A 14,104-nucleotide genomic window follows, 5' to 3' on the forward strand; every position below is an offset into this window, starting at 1 on the left:
AAATCAATAATCGTGGGTATGGATTGGGTACGCGCAGAAAAAAAAGCCCGGCGTCTTTTGCAAGAGCCGGGCTGTAAGTTTTTCCAAAAAACGCGTTGTTACGCGAGTTCCGGTTCCACCTTGGTTGGTTCTGGAGCCACCCATTTTAGGATTGGTTTACGCGCTGCCGCTGTTTCATCCAGACGACGGCGCGGAGCCAGGAACGGAGCACCTTCGAAGCGATCTTTTTCGCCTGCTTTTGCACTCATCACCAGATCGCGCATGGTAGCGACGAACAGGTCGAGAGATGCGCGGCTTTCGCTTTCGGTTGGTTCGATCAACATTGCACCACTTACGACCAGTGGGAAGTACATGGTCATTGGATGGTAGCCTTCGTCGATCATCGCTTTTGCGAAGTCGAGCGTGGAGACGCCAGTGTCATTCAAGAAGCTGTCGTCAAACAGAACTTCGTGCATGCATGGTTTCACACCGAATGGCAGAGTCATCAGGTCCTGCAAGCCAACGCGGACGTAGTTGGCGTTCAGCACAGCATCTTCAGATGCCTGCTTCAGGCCATCAGAACCATGAGACTGCATGTAGGACAGAGCGCGTACATACATGCCCATCTGACCGAAGAATGCGGTCATACGGCCAAATGGCTGTTCACCGTCCTTCAACTGATCGGTTGTCTCAACAACTTCCAGCTCATCGCCGTTTTTACGGATGAATGGAAGCGGTGCGTATGGTGCCAGACGATCAGACAGAACAACCGGACCAGAACCTGGGCCACCACCGCCATGCGGCGTGGAGAAGGTTTTGTGCAGGTTGATGTGCATGGCGTCGATGCCAAGATCACCCGGCTTTGCCTTACCAACAATCGCGTTGAAGTTTGCGCCATCGCAGTAGAAGTAGCCACCAGCTTCATGGATTGCGTTTGCAATCTCAATTACTTCTGGCTCAAACAAACCACAGGTGTTCGGGTTGGTGAGCATAAGCGCTGCCACCTGACCTGCGTGAGCTTCGATCTTTTCGATCACAGCTTCCACAGCCACCGTGCCGTCTTCACGTGCAGGAATGGACACAACTTTGTAGCCAACCAGTGCAGCAGTTGCCGGGTTGGTGCCGTGAGCACTTTCCGGAACCAGAACGATGGAACGTTCTTCACCTTTGGCTGCAATTGCATGCTTGATAGACATCATCCCGCACTGCTCACCGTGAGCACCAGCTTTCGGGCTCATGGCCACAGCGTTGGTGCCGGTGAGTTCCATCAGCCAGTCAGCCAGTTCAGAGATCAGCTCGAAAGCGCCCGGAACTGTGGAGATTGGCTGCAATGGGTGAATGTCAGCAAAGCCCGGCAGACGCGCCATCTTTTCGTTAAGGCGCGGGTTATGCTTCATGGTGCAGGAACCCAATGGATACAGGCCTGAATCAATCGCATAGTTGTTGCGGGACATGCGGACGTAGTGGCGCATGGTTTCCGGCTCGGACAGAGCTGGAAGCTCTACCGGCTCAGAACGCATGTGGTTGCCGAGGCGTGGAACGAAGTCCATTGGCTCGTCAAGATCCACACCACAATTGTCCATGTGGCCGATCTCAAAGATGAGCGGCTCTTCCATGTCCAATGCTTTGTTGCCCGTAAAGGTCTGGTGCGGCATTGGGGGGCCAGCTTCACCAGCGCGTGTTGGACGTCCCTGATGGTTCATAGTCATGCCAGCACCTCCTTCAGAGCCTGCGCGTAGGCTGCACGGTCCTCATCGGTGTTCACTTCTGTGCTTGCAACAACGATCAGGTTGTCGATATCACCACCGGATTTGTCCAGACGGCAAACAGGAACACCGCCCAGAACGCCCTTTGCAGCAAGAGCTTCAATCACATCATGTGCATTCTTTGGCGTGCGAATTGTGAACTCGTTGAAGTACGCGGAGTTCAGAACTTCAACACCGTCAACCGCAGAAAGGGCATCTGCCAAAGCAACTGCGCTCATGTGGTTGATGCGAGCAAGGCGTGCGAGGCCTTTGCCGCCCAACAAGGTCATGTGGATGGTGAACGCCAAGGAACACAGACCGGAGTTGGTGCAGATGTTGGAGGTCGCTTTGTCACGACGGATATGCTGCTCACGGGTGGAGAGGGTCAACACAAAACCGCGCTTGCCTTCAGCATCCGTTGTTTCACCACAAACACGACCCGGCATATTGCGGATGTATTTCTGACGTGTTGCAAACAGACCAACGTAAGGGCCACCGAATGTAAGTGGGTTACCGATGGACTGGCCTTCACCAACCACGATGTCCGCACCCTGAGCGCCTGGGCTTTCCAGAAGGCCGAGGGAAACAACTTCGGTGAACACTGCGATCAACAGAGCTTTGTGCTTGTGCGCTTTTTCTGCAATCGGCTTCAGATCGATCAGCTGACCGTAGAAAGACGGAGACTGAACCACCACACAGGAGGTTTCGTCGTCGATCTGCGCCAGAATGTCTTCTGTGCCAGTTGGGTCTGCCGGGAGGGCCGCAACAGATGCACCAGGCAGCTTTGCAGAAACACCTTCAACCACTTCACGGTACTGCGGATGCAAACCGCCGGAAAGAACCGCTTTTTTCTTGCGGGTTACACGGTGCGCCATCAACACAGCTTCAGCTGTACCGGTAGATCCATCGTACATGGACGCGTTGGCGACTTCCATTCCGGTCAGGTTTGCCACCTGTGTCTGGAATTCGAAGAGTGCCTGCAGCGTGCCCTGTGTGATTTCTGGCTGATACGGTGTGTAGCTTGTCAGAAATTCAGAACGCTGGATCAGGTGGTCAACTGTTGCTGGCACGTGGTGTTTGTACGCCCCTGCCCCAACGAAGAACGGTAGAGATCCAGCACTGACATTCTTGTTCGCCATTGCGCTGAGCTGGCGCTCAACTTGCATTTCTGTCTTGCGACGCGGCAAGGTTGTCAGTTCTTCAAGGCGAACGGCCTCTGGGATATCGGCAAACAGCTCATCGATTGAGTCTACGCCGATACGCGCCAGCATGTCGGCGCGGTCGTTGTCTGAAAGCGGAAGATACCGCATGTTCTCTCTCCATCAGATTGTCTGATGCACATTGCAGCAAAAGCGAACAGGGCTTCTGCCATTTCCTGCCATGCGGCTGTCGTGCATGGCAGGTGATGAACGGCTTTTGGCTTATTGCGTATTCTTATTCCGAAAACCGGTCGGGCTTTTCGGGAGTACGCTTTGCCTTAAAGCGTTTCTACAAATGCTTTGTAGTCAGCTTCGCTCATCAGGGCTTCAAGCTGTGCAGCATTCCCGAGCTTCATTTTGAAGAACCAGGCAGCGCCTTCTGGGTCTTCATTCACTTTTGCAGGCTCATCAACGAGCAGTTCGTTGCCTTCAACGATCTCACCATCGAGCGGCGCATATACTTCAGATGCAGCTTTCACGGATTCCACGACAGCAACTTCATCGTCCTGATCGACGTTTTTGCCGTTTTCTGGCAGTTCGACGAACACAACATCGCCCAGCTGGCTCTGTGCGAACTCAGTGATACCGACGGTTGCTACGTCTCCCTCAACCTTCAGCCACTCGTGGTCTTTTGTGAAATATGTGCTCATTTAAGCGTTCCCTACACTGTCGTTTGTCGATTGGATTGTGATTGGGGCAGCCCGCTGCCCTCACCGGAATTATTTTGGTTTGCGGTAGTAGCGCTGCGCTACAAACGGCATCTCAGCAACCTTGGCAGGAAGCGCGCGGCCACGAACCACAAGCTCCAGTTCTGTGCCAATTTCTGCCAGATTGGACGGGACATAACCCATCGCAACTGGTGCGCCGAGAGTTGGCCCATAACCGCCAGATGTGACGCGGCCAATAATTTCTTCTGTACCCGGGACGCGGATTTCCGCGCCTTCACGTGCTGGTGCGCGGCCTTCAAGCAGCAAGCCTACACGGAGGTTTTCAGTGCCTTCTGCCAGCTGTTTCAGCACACGCTCACCACCTGGGAAATCACCTGCTTCTTTACGGCGCTTCTGCATGCAGAAGGTGATGTTGCCTTCAACCGGTGTGGTGTTTTCGTCGATGTCGTGGCCATAAAGGCAAAGACCTGCTTCAAGGCGCAGGCTATCACGAGCACCAAGCCCGATGGATTCAACCCGCTCATCTGCGAGCAGCGCTTTTGCAACTGCTTCAGCAGCGCCAGCAGGAATGGAAATCTCATAGCCGTCTTCGCCAGTGTATCCTGAGCGAGAGGCGATAACGGAGATGCCGTCAAATTCCAGAGGACGCGCTTCCATGAAGCCCATTTCTGCAGCTTCTGGTGCATGCAGCGCCATCACTTCAGCAGCTTTTGGACCTTGGATTGCGATCAATGCGCGATCTTCAACGATCTCAAGCTTTACGTTTTCTGGAAGGGCTGCTGCGATGATTTCATAATCGTTGTCTTTACATGCAGCATTTACGACGAGCATGAGGCGACCATCATCTTCGCTTGCCAGCGGGCGAGAGACCATGAGGTCATCAATGATGCAGCCATTGTCGTTAAGCAGAACGGTGTAACGCTGTTTGCCCGGCTTCAGTTCCTTCATGTTGGAAGGAACGAGCGTTTCCAGAGCAGCCGCAGTGGTTGCGTGGTCTGGGCCTACAAGCCAAGCCTGCCCCATGTGAGACACATCGAAGAGGCCTGCGCTTTCACGTGTAAAGAGGTGTTCTTTCATCACGCCGAGCGGGAACTGCACTGGCATATCATAACCAGCGAACGGCACCATTTTAGCGCCAAGCTCTACATGAAGATCGAAAAGCGGTGTTTTTAGCAGGTCTGCAGCTTCAGCCATATGGTCCCCTCAGACAGTGGCGTACACATCGAAAACCATTCCAAATTCGCGGAATGATCGAGTACGCCCCCTCTGTCTCGAGAACCTGAGAGATTTCCCGCGCTGGTAGCTACAAATACCAAAGCGGTTACTCCTTCGGTGAGAGCCTTAACATGCGATCCATCAGGATTGCGTGCTCGGCACTGCTTTCCAGAGTGTTGCTTACTGTGCGGTCCTTTTGCCTGAGAGTTTCCGGGGCGGTTGCTCCTTCGGCGATAACCCAATGGGTGGCTTATTCTCTCCCGCACAGCTCTATCACTCGCCAGCCCTCCTCAGACCCGGCGAATGTATTCCCCCTGAATGACTGCAACGTGTCATTCAAGAAGGCTGGCGCGACACTTTGACGCCAAGCTGTAATCACTTACTAACCTATTTTTCACTTTTCGTCGAATCCAAATACAACATTTTGTCGCGGTTCATTCGGAAGAATAATATTTTCTTCCACAAATGCCCATGTTGCAGACGGTGATCCGGCCCCTAAAGTGACAGGAACGCTGAAGAGTTTGGAGTAGATTGTTTTTTCTCCGCCATCCACATCTTGTGTGACTGCTACACGCACAGGAAGCAATATTTCGCCGCCTTTCCAGGTTGGACCGGGCGTAATGTTACCCGCGATGCCCAATTTCATTGCGGAATTCTGGCCGGACTTTTTACAAGTACGCGCCCAATCCGTAATGATGGCCTGATAGCTCAGATTCTCAGGCGTCTTTTCTTTTCCGCGCGGGTACACCGTCAGGATGGTTGTTCCTGAAAGCTCCTGCAAAGCGGGGCATAAGGCTGGTGCCTGGAGAACGGACAGATCAAAGGTCTTTTCAGTTGCAGGCGGGTTTGCAGAGGATGCTTCCAGCTCGTTGTCTGATGACATAAAGCTGCCGCAACCTGCCAGTGAAGCACCAAGTGCTACCAGAAGAATTGCCCGTCCTGTGTTTTTGAGCAGTGATTTTGCCAATAAATTGCCCACCATTCGAATCCCAAATTTACCTGCAGTTTTTGTTTCTATATCAGCCACAAACGCAAATGGCGAGATACATCAGGCACCTGAAACACAGTAGAGGAAGCTGACAGGCTGAATATTGGAGAAAATCAGCGCTTGTTGCCCGATTAAAAACTCTTTTTCTTGACAGAGGCAGTCAACATCCTTCAATTGCTCAAAGTCAAAACTCAGGAATACGTCATGCAGGTTACGCCGACCACAAAGGCACCGGTCAAAATTCTTCTTTGCGCTCCACGTGGCTTTTGTGCCGGTGTTGACCGCGCGATCCAGATCGTCGACCTCGCGCTCGAGAAATACGGTGCCCCTGTTTATGTGCGCCACGAGATCGTTCACAATAAGTATGTGGTTGAATCTCTGCGCAACAAAGGTGCTGTTTTTGTTGAGGAATTAGATGAGATTCCGGTAGACGACCGCCCTGTTATATTCTCTGCGCACGGTGTACCGAAATCTGTACCTGAGGCTGCACGACTGCGTAATCTGTTCTTTCTTGATGCAACCTGTCCGTTGGTTTCCAAGGTGCATAAAGAGGCTATTTTGCACGACAGACGCGAGCGCGAAATTCTGCTGATCGGTCATAAAGGCCATCCAGAAGTTGTCGGCACCATGGGGCAGCTGCCGCGCGGACGCGTCTCTCTTATTGAGACTGCAGAGGATGCTCGCCAGTTTAAACCGAAGACTGACCGGCAATTGGCGTGGATTTCTCAGACAACTCTTTCTGTTGATGACACCGAAGAGATTGTCCAAATTCTTGAAGAGCGCTTCCCGACCATTGCGAAGCCGCACAAGGATGACATCTGCTACGCGACAACAAATCGCCAGCACGCCGTGAAGGAAATTGCACCTAAGTGCGATGCCATGATTGTGGTTGGCGCGCCAAACTCTTCCAACTCCAAGCGCCTGCGCGAAGTTGGTGAGAGAGCGGGTTGTGAGAAGGCTTTCCTCATTCAACGGGCCTCTGAGATCTTCTGGGATGATTTTAAAGGAGCAAAGACAATCGGCATCACTGCTGGTGCATCTGCTCCCGAAATCCTTGTTGAAGAAATTGTTGAATCCTTCCGTGAGCATTTTGATGTGACACTGGAAACCGTTACAACTGCTGAAGAAGACATTTCATTCAATCTACCGAAAGAGTTACGGACCGCTGCCGCGCCTAGCGGAACAAGTCCGGCTGAATAGTTATGGCTGTATATACCGATGTTTCCGATGAAGAGCTGGGCGCTTTCATCGACCGTTTCAACATTGGCAATTTGCTCTCTTACAAGGGCATTGCTGAAGGTGTCGAGAACTCCAACTATCTGGTTCATACGGAGACGGGCTACTACATCCTGACGCTCTACGAAAAACGGGTTAATCCTGATGATTTGCCGTTTTTCCTTGGATTGATGCAACACCTTGCCGCTAAGGACCTGAACTGCCCTACCCCACTGATTGACCGCGACGGGCAGATGCTTGGTGAGCTTGCGGGACGTCCTGCAGCCATGGTCACTTTCCTTGATGGTATGTGGGTTCGTAAGCCTCAGCTGGTACATTGCGCAGAGCTGGGCAAAGGCATGGCACGGATGCATCTGGCGGGCGCTGACTTTGAGATCAAGCGACCAAACTCATTGAGTGTTGACGGCTGGGCACCCTTGCTGGATGCCAGTCGTGAGCGTGCGCATGAAGTGAAGGCTGGCCTTGCAGAAGAGCTGACTGCAGAACTGGATGAACTGCAGGCGCTGTGGCCGAAAGAACTGCCAAACGGTGTTATTCACGCCGATCTTTTCCCGGACAATGTATTTTATCTGGGCAAGGAACTTTCCGGTCTGATCGACTTCTATTTTGCCTGTAATGATGCTTTTGCCTATGACGTGGCGATCTGCATCAATGCATGGTGCTTTGAGCCAGATGGCATGTTCAATGTCACGAAAGCACGGGCATTGCTGGAAGGCTACCGTAGTGTGCGCCCGTTCAGTGAGCTTGAGTTCGACAACCTGCCTTTGCTGTGCCGTGGTGCAGCGCTGCGCTTCCTGCTGACGCGTCTTTACGACTGGTTGTCAGTGCCGGAAGGTGCGCTTGTTGTTCCTAAAGATCCACTTGAATACCTGCATAAACTCAGGTTCCATCGTGGCGTATCCAATGCGAGTGCATACGGGCTGGATAAATGACCGATACCAAACGTGTTGAGACGTGGACTGATGGAGCTTGCTCCGGCAACCCTGGGCCTGGTGGCTGGGGCGTGCTGTTGCGCTTTGGTGAACACGAGAAAGAATTGTGCGGCGGCGAACCCGCAACGACCAACAACCGCATGGAGTTGATGGCAGCCATTCAGGCTCTTGATTCCCTGAAGCGGTCCTGTGCCGTCGATCTTTATACCGACAGCTCTTATGTGAAAAACGGCATCACACAGTGGATGCATAACTGGAAGCGTAAGGGTTGGCGGACTGCGTCCAATTCACCCGTTAAAAACGCTGATTTATGGCAACTGCTGGATACAGCGGCACAACGCCATGATGTTGCGTGGCATTGGATCAAAGGTCATGCCGGGCACGAAGAAAACGAGCGTGCTGATGAACTTGCGCGTAAGGGTATGAAACCCTTTCAGAAATCCAAGTAAGTCGGGAAGGCAAGGTCAGGTTTATGGAAAACCAGCTTCCCCACTCTCGGCCGGATGAGGCGAAGAAGAAATCGCGCAAGGCCAAGCGCGTGCTTATTCTTGCCAATCCAACAGCAACGTCTTTCCGTTTTCAGAGCATCACTGAGATCGTGAAGTGCCTTGAGGACGCTGGGATGAAGGTGGAGTTGAAACTCACCAGCCGTGCCAGTGAAATCGCTGAGACCTGCATGGACCCTGATCTGAATACGGATATTCTGGCTGTCGCTGGTGGGGACGCCTCTGTCAGTGAGGCTGCATCTGCCATGCTGGGGCGTGGAATGAAGCCGCATCTGGCAATTATTCCATTTGGCACTGCAAATGTACTTGCCCACGAACTGGGTGTGCCGAATACCCCACGTGAGATTGCTAAAACCATCATCGCAGGCAAGACGACGAAACTGCACAATGGCTTTGCCAACGGGCGCCCGTTTTTCCTTTCCACCTCAACCGGCTTTGATGCAGAAGTGGTGCATGTTGTACCTTTGCGCCTGAAGCGGCGCTATGGTCGGTTTGCTTATCTCTTCATTGCCGCCCAGCTGGCCTTTTCGCGCCGTAAAGGCAGCTTTAAAGTCCGTGCAGACGATGAAGAACTGCAATGTGCCATGGTGTTGATCACCAATGGTCGCTATTACGCTGGTAAGCACCTCGTCGTGCCGGATGCTTCCATTTTAGAGAAGAAGTTGCACCTACTGATCTTCAAAGAAGACGGAGTGTGGGCGCTCTTCAAATACGCATGCCGCTTACTTACTGGCAGCGTCGCCAAATCCCATAATGTTGAGTGCCGAACCATCAAAACAGCCCGTATAGATGCCTATCGCGCGGCAGCTGTTCAAATCGACGGAGAGCCGTTTGGTGGCACACCGCTTGAGGTTTCTGTTGGTGACTGTGAATTATCAGTTATTTCTGGTAACTAGAACAGTCCCTCCCTTCAGAAGCCCGTTTGATGGTTACAGCCTCAAATTTACGTAGTGCTTCCCGCAGGTTACAGGCGACACATCCCTTCAGTATATTTTAGAGTTGAAGCTTTCACAAATTATCTCATGATATGAATAGCTTAGGCTGAGACAATAGGCCGCCTGCGCGTTAATATCTGCGCAATATATAATTGATAATGCGTACATCAGTTTCCAAACTAATGATTCTAGTTACCGTATATTGATGTAAAGGCCGGTGGTCACATGATACCTCGTCCGAAACTTTTAGAGATAGAGAACCGAGACTTCAAACGGCATGCCTGTCATTGGCCTGCGGTTCTGCTTACGGATAATTTCAACCGATCCTGCGTGATTGAAGATATCAGCAACGGTGGTTGCCGATTGCTGATCAATACCGGAAAGCTCGTTTCCGGAGACACGGTGAAAATTCAAGTACCAACCCGCAAGCTTTCCTTCAGCGGCAAGGTCGTCTGGCTGCATTGCGAAGAAGCAGGCATCAAGTTCACTTCCAAGCCTGCCAAACTCTGATAAGTGACAGGCATTGCCGGGAGTTACTTCGGTTTTGGATAGGGTATTGGGCCGCTAAAACCAACAGCAGCCTTCCAAGTGCGGATGCTATGACTTTTGTGCTTCACCGCTGCTTTCAGGTAACTTTTGTTCCTGCCGATGCCCATTGGATAGCGCTTATTTTGCTGCGCTTCGTAGGCTGCACTTTGGCTGCTACAAACCTGTTTGCGCATGTTTTCAGGCTGACGGTGCAGATCGTTTGCAATTTCTTTTAGTTGCTGACCATTGGGGGGCAGTTCACCAGCCATTGCCTCAGTCAGGAGTTTGGCTGCTCTTTCGCTACGCTCCCGCCCCGTCGTCGCGCCAAGAACGATTGCCATAAAGCGCTGCCCGCCACGATCTGTAAGTGCAACGATATTGCGGCCAGATGAACAGACAAAGCCTGTCTTCATACCGACGGTACCCGGCAGTCGTGTCAGCAACTCATTGTAAGATTTGATTTCTACGCCATTAATGAGCACTTTTGATGTGGCGAACACGTCACGATACTGTGGGAACCGCAGATAGACTTCACTCGCCAGAATTGCCAGATCACGTGCGGATGTTTGCTGAGCGGGTTCGAACAAGCCGTTGGCATTCACAAAGTGGCTTGCGGTCATCCCAAGACGTTGCGCGGTGGCATTCATACGCTGAGCGAATGCATCTTCACTCCCCGCGACACTTTCTGCCAGCGCAACTGCGACATCATTGGCTGATCCAACAAGCACCGCATAAAGCGCATCCTGCAGTGTCATGACGCTTCCGACCTTCAAGCCGGACTTCAAAGAATCCTGCTTCATCGCCCAAGGGGACATCACCACCGACGTTTCAAGGTCAACTTCTCTGTTGGCAAGAGCCTCAAAGGTTACGAGTGCGGTCATCAACTTGGTTGTTGAGGCGGGATACCAAGGATTGCCTGCATCTTCAGCGTAGAGGACCTTTTGCGTATCGAGGTTCAAAACCAGCGATGGTGTGGCGCTTGCCGGTGTTAGGACACCAGTTGAAACAAGGACCAAGCCCAAAGCGACGTGTAGTTTTCGACACGCATTACCAAAACAAAACATGCAGCTAATAATCTCAGATAGGGAAAAGAGAGCCCGAACAGATGTCCCTAGAAATTTGCTTCGAGTATGTCACCACATGAGTTATTCAGTGAAAATTCAGCGGTGATTGATCAAATTTTCTATAACAAAGATGCGAAAGTCGCATGGCCACAAATTCCCATTGCAACCACGCAGATCCTTTATAGTTTTCCTAGTCGCTTTAGCTCTGATTATTACGGTCCTGTTGGGCGAACTGCTCTTTAAGCATCCGGCCAGCTTCAGCAGCGCGCATTGGTTGGCCGAAGTGGAAGCCCTGAACATATTCGCAGCCGAGCTGGAAGAGCTCCAGCGCATCAGACTCAGTCTCCGCACCTTCCGCAACCACTTCCATACCAAGATCATGACCCAGCGCGACGATGGTACGCAGGATGACCGGACGAGCGCTCTGGCCGTTTGGACGGACGAAGGACTGGTCGATCTTGATGGTGTCGAACTGGAAGCGCTGCAGGTAGCTCAGGGATGAATAGCCGGTGCCGAAATCATCCAGTGACAGGCCAGCACCAAGCCCTTTCAAACGCTCAAGAACCTGCACGGAGAATTCCGGATTTTGCATGACCAGAGATTCAGTCAGCTCTAGTTTCAAAGAGCCAGGCGTTAGAGCTGTGCGTGCTAGCACGGCCTTCACATCATTGATGAGGTCTGGCTTCAAGAGCTGGCGGGACGAGATGTTTACGGAGACGAACAGCGGTAGTGCGTGTTTGAACTCACGCTGCCATTGTGCAAGCTGACGAGCGCCCTTCTCCATTACCCGCAGGCCGAGTTCATTAATCAGACCGCTTTGCTCAGCAACCGGAATGAACTCGGATGGTGGTATCAGGCCGCGGCTTGGATGCTCCCAGCGAGCCAGCGCTTCAAAGCCTGCTGTGGTCTTGTCGGAAAGACGGACGATTGGCTGGAAGACGACCTTGATTTCATCTTTTTCAAGAGCGGAACGCAGGTCATTGTCCAGTGCGAGTGTGTTACTGGCAACTGGCTTCAACGTTGGGCGGAAGATCTCGATGCGGTCACCACCGAGGCGCTTGGCGTGATTGAGTGCAATTTCCGCGTCGCGCATCAGGTCAGTTGCCTTTTCAGGGCCACCATCAAAGATTGAAGCGCCGATGGATGCTGTCAGGAACACTTCCTGATCACCAAAGGTGACTGGTGTGCGCAGAGATTTGCGCAGCTCATCCGCAAAGGATGCGATGCGTGTTGCGTCTTGCTCGGAGATCATGAGCACTGCGAAGGTATCTGCAGAGATGCGAGACAGAGAGTCCTGCGGTTTGATCAGGCGAGACAAGCGGCGTGCAGCGGTGAGCAGCATGGAATCGCCTGCCGTCTGACCGATACTGTCGTTAACCTGCTTGAAGCGGTCAAGATCAATCAGAATAACAGTCGGGTTGCCATTGCCTTCTGCTCGTGAACGAGCAAGCGCAGCAACGAGGCGGTCCATAAACAGTTCGCGATTTGGCAAGCCGGTCAGGTTGTCGTGCACGGCATCGTGCATCAGGCGCTCTTCAGCGGTTTTCTGAGAGGTGATGTCCAGCAGCGTACCAACGCAGCGGATCACTTCACCATCAGAGCCGAGCACCGGACGGGCACGCATCTTGAACCAGCGGTAATGACCATCTTCCCCGCGCAGACGGAACGCCTGATTGACGCGGCCACGGCGATGGTCAATTACTGCATCCAATGTGCCACGGAACAGGTCACGGTCCTGCGGGTGCAGAATTTCGAGCCAGAGACGAGCCGGACCGTCCAGAAGACCCGGCTTGATGCCTAGAGCTTCTTCCAGCCCACCACTGGTGTGGATTTTGTCGCGGTCCACATCCCAGTCCCAGATGATGTCACCGGAGCCTGTCAGAGCCAGTGCGCGGCGCTCAACATCGCTCACCACACTGTGGGAAAGGCCGGAGCCTGCGAAGGCGTGCTGCATGACGGTGAAACCGAGCAGTAGGACGAAGAGGACAAGACCACCTGCGAGCGCTGGCTGAACCAGATCGCTTTGCAACATGCCTGTCGTTGCCATCCACGCAGCGAACAGCCATGCGAGGAACAGGAACCATGTTGGCAGCAGCATAATCGCGCGCTCGAACCCGCGAACGGTGAGCATCAGGATGACACCGAAGCCAGCGATTGCCACACCACCCATCAGAATACGGGAGATGCCCGCAGCAATGGTTGGATCCCAAAGCGCCAAGCCAAACAGGCTGAGCACTGTGATGAACAAGCCGATCGCGAGGTGTGTGTAATGAATGTGCCAGCGGCTAAGACCGAGGTAGGCGTAAAGAAAGACCACAAGCGCGGCTGTGAGACTGATTTCCGCCACCGCTCGATAGAGCTGATCATCCCCTAGCGTTCGCCCGAAGACGAGATTCCAAAAGCCAAAGTCGATACACAAATAAACCAGAACGGCCCACGCAAGAGCCGCAGTTGCCGGGAAGAGAACTGTTCCCTTCACCACGAACAAGATGGTGAGGAACAGCGCTAAGAGGCCAGCAATGCCGAGCACGATACCACGGTAGAGCGTGTAGGCGTTGATGTTGTCTTTGTAAGCTTCCGGTTTCCAGAGGCGGAGTTCCGGCAGGCTTGGCGTATTCACCTCGGCAATGAAGGTAACATTAGCACCCGGATCCAGCGTGATGCGGTAGATATCCGCTTCCGTGCTGCGTTCACGGATTGGTGGGATGCCCTGACTTGGGGTCAGGGAAACTATGCGGCGTTGACCCAGGTCTGGCACTAGCACACCGCCGCCGGTCATTTTGTAGTAAGGCGCAACAAGCAGGCGATCGATCTGCTCCTCCCCCGGATTGGAGAGTGCGAACACGGCCCAGGAGCTGGCGGTATCATCAACAGAACGCACTTCAATGCGTCGGACGATGCCGTCAGAATCCGGAGCGGTGGAGACCTGAATGCTTTTACTGGTGTTGGGATAGATATCGACAGAGCTGGTCAGATCGAGTGCATCAACATCCTTGGGGACGACAATCGCCTCCAAAGCCAAGGCTTGTGACGCAACCACAATGAGCAGGAGAGCGCTTAACAGAACAGCCTGAATAACGTTCTGCATGCGCTGACAATAAGTCCCTGA

General features: G+C 52.9%; 12 protein-coding genes and 1 riboswitch. Of the genes, 5 read left to right on the forward strand and 7 right to left on the reverse strand.

The genetic code is table 11. The features are described 5' to 3' along the window. Positions 1–98 precede the first annotated feature (98 nt). From gcvPB to BM231_RS05470, 5 genes are all read right to left on the reverse strand, one after another. Positions 99–1,688 carry an aminomethyl-transferring glycine dehydrogenase subunit GcvPB gene (gene gcvPB, locus BM231_RS05450; protein WP_093517411.1) on the reverse strand — a complete coding sequence of 530 codons (1,590 nt, stop codon included), beginning with the start codon at positions 1,686–1,688 and terminating at the stop codon, positions 99–101. Then, positions 1,685–3,034, reverse strand: a complete 1,350-nt coding sequence (gene gcvPA, locus BM231_RS05455) for an aminomethyl-transferring glycine dehydrogenase subunit GcvPA (RefSeq protein ID WP_093517412.1) — start codon at positions 3,032–3,034, stop codon at positions 1,685–1,687. The genes gcvPB and gcvPA overlap by 4 nt, the downstream gene beginning before the upstream one ends. Before the next feature lie 167 nt (positions 3,035–3,201). After that, positions 3,202–3,573 carry a glycine cleavage system protein GcvH gene (gene gcvH, locus BM231_RS05460; RefSeq protein WP_063309899.1) on the reverse strand — a complete coding sequence of 124 codons (372 nt, stop codon included), beginning with the start codon at positions 3,571–3,573 and terminating at the stop codon, positions 3,202–3,204. 69 nt (positions 3,574–3,642) lie between these two features. After that, a complete protein-coding gene (gene gcvT / locus BM231_RS05465; RefSeq protein ID WP_093517413.1) occupies positions 3,643–4,785 on the reverse strand; it encodes a glycine cleavage system aminomethyltransferase GcvT in 1,143 nt (380 codons plus the stop codon). A gap of 199 nt (positions 4,786–4,984) precedes the next feature. Beyond that, a riboswitch (glycine riboswitch) is annotated at positions 4,985–5,079 on the reverse strand. A gap of 121 nt (positions 5,080–5,200) precedes the next feature. Continuing rightward, a complete protein-coding gene (locus tag BM231_RS05470; RefSeq protein ID WP_208860107.1) occupies positions 5,201–5,833 on the reverse strand; it encodes a hypothetical protein in 633 nt (210 codons plus the stop codon). Between the two features lie 165 nt (positions 5,834–5,998). Between BM231_RS05470 and ispH the strand changes: the two genes are divergently transcribed. From ispH to BM231_RS05495, 5 genes are all read left to right on the forward strand, one after another. After that, positions 5,999–6,994, forward strand: a complete 996-nt coding sequence (ispH, locus tag BM231_RS05475) for a 4-hydroxy-3-methylbut-2-enyl diphosphate reductase (RefSeq protein ID WP_181952033.1) — start codon at positions 5,999–6,001, stop codon at positions 6,992–6,994. A gap of 2 nt (positions 6,995–6,996) precedes the next feature. Then, positions 6,997–7,962 (forward strand): homoserine kinase, encoded by a 966-nt coding sequence (locus BM231_RS05480; protein WP_093517418.1) that lies wholly within the window; start codon positions 6,997–6,999, stop codon positions 7,960–7,962. After that, entirely contained in the window at positions 7,959–8,411 is a 453-nt protein-coding gene (gene rnhA / locus BM231_RS05485) for a ribonuclease HI (protein ID WP_093517421.1), read from the forward strand. The genes BM231_RS05480 and rnhA overlap by 4 nt, the downstream gene beginning before the upstream one ends. A gap of 23 nt (positions 8,412–8,434) precedes the next feature. Next, positions 8,435–9,364 (forward strand): diacylglycerol/lipid kinase family protein, encoded by a 930-nt coding sequence (locus BM231_RS05490; RefSeq protein ID WP_093517423.1) that lies wholly within the window; start codon positions 8,435–8,437, stop codon positions 9,362–9,364. 264 nt (positions 9,365–9,628) lie between these two features. Beyond that, on the forward strand, positions 9,629–9,913 hold the full coding sequence (locus tag BM231_RS05495; RefSeq protein ID WP_093517425.1) for a PilZ domain-containing protein: 285 nt from the start codon (positions 9,629–9,631) through the stop codon (positions 9,911–9,913). Between the two features lie 23 nt (positions 9,914–9,936). Here the strand turns inward: BM231_RS05495 and BM231_RS05500 are convergent, their stop codons facing one another. Further along, a complete protein-coding gene (locus BM231_RS05500) occupies positions 9,937–10,995 on the reverse strand; it encodes a D-alanyl-D-alanine carboxypeptidase family protein (protein ID WP_093517427.1) in 1,059 nt (352 codons plus the stop codon). 199 nt (positions 10,996–11,194) lie between these two features. After that, entirely contained in the window at positions 11,195–14,083 is a 2,889-nt protein-coding gene (locus tag BM231_RS05505; protein ID WP_093517429.1) for an EAL domain-containing protein, read from the reverse strand. Between the last annotated feature and the right edge of the window lie 21 nt (positions 14,084–14,104).

It is taken from the genome of Pseudovibrio ascidiaceicola (assembly GCF_900114245.1).
In the GTDB taxonomy this organism is placed as follows: domain Bacteria; phylum Pseudomonadota; class Alphaproteobacteria; order Rhizobiales; family Stappiaceae; genus Pseudovibrio; species Pseudovibrio ascidiaceicola.

What these genes read in the sequence shown, in the direction of transcription:
- gcvH (WP_063309899.1), bottom strand. Translation starts at nt 3,573, where the DNA reads ATGAGCACATATTTCACAAAAGACCACGAGTGGCTGAAGGTTGAGGGA.
- rnhA (WP_093517421.1), top strand. Translation starts at nt 7,959, where the DNA reads ATGACCGATACCAAACGTGTTGAGACGTGGACTGATGGAGCTTGCTCC.
- gcvPB (WP_093517411.1), bottom strand. Translation starts at nt 1,688, where the DNA reads ATGACTATGAACCATCAGGGACGTCCAACACGCGCTGGTGAAGCTGGC.
- BM231_RS05490 (WP_093517423.1), top strand. Translation starts at nt 8,435, where the DNA reads ATGGAAAACCAGCTTCCCCACTCTCGGCCGGATGAGGCGAAGAAGAAA.
- gcvT (WP_093517413.1), bottom strand. Translation starts at nt 4,785, where the DNA reads ATGGCTGAAGCTGCAGACCTGCTAAAAACACCGCTTTTCGATCTTCAT.
- gcvPA (WP_093517412.1), bottom strand. Translation starts at nt 3,034, where the DNA reads ATGCGGTATCTTCCGCTTTCAGACAACGACCGCGCCGACATGCTGGCG.
- BM231_RS05500 (WP_093517427.1), bottom strand. Translation starts at nt 10,995, where the DNA reads ATGTTTTGTTTTGGTAATGCGTGTCGAAAACTACACGTCGCTTTGGGC.
- BM231_RS05480 (WP_093517418.1), top strand. Translation starts at nt 6,997, where the DNA reads ATGGCTGTATATACCGATGTTTCCGATGAAGAGCTGGGCGCTTTCATC.
- BM231_RS05505 (WP_093517429.1), bottom strand. Translation starts at nt 14,083, where the DNA reads ATGCAGAACGTTATTCAGGCTGTTCTGTTAAGCGCTCTCCTGCTCATT.
- ispH (WP_181952033.1), top strand. Translation starts at nt 5,999, where the DNA reads ATGCAGGTTACGCCGACCACAAAGGCACCGGTCAAAATTCTTCTTTGC.
- BM231_RS05495 (WP_093517425.1), top strand. Translation starts at nt 9,629, where the DNA reads ATGATACCTCGTCCGAAACTTTTAGAGATAGAGAACCGAGACTTCAAA.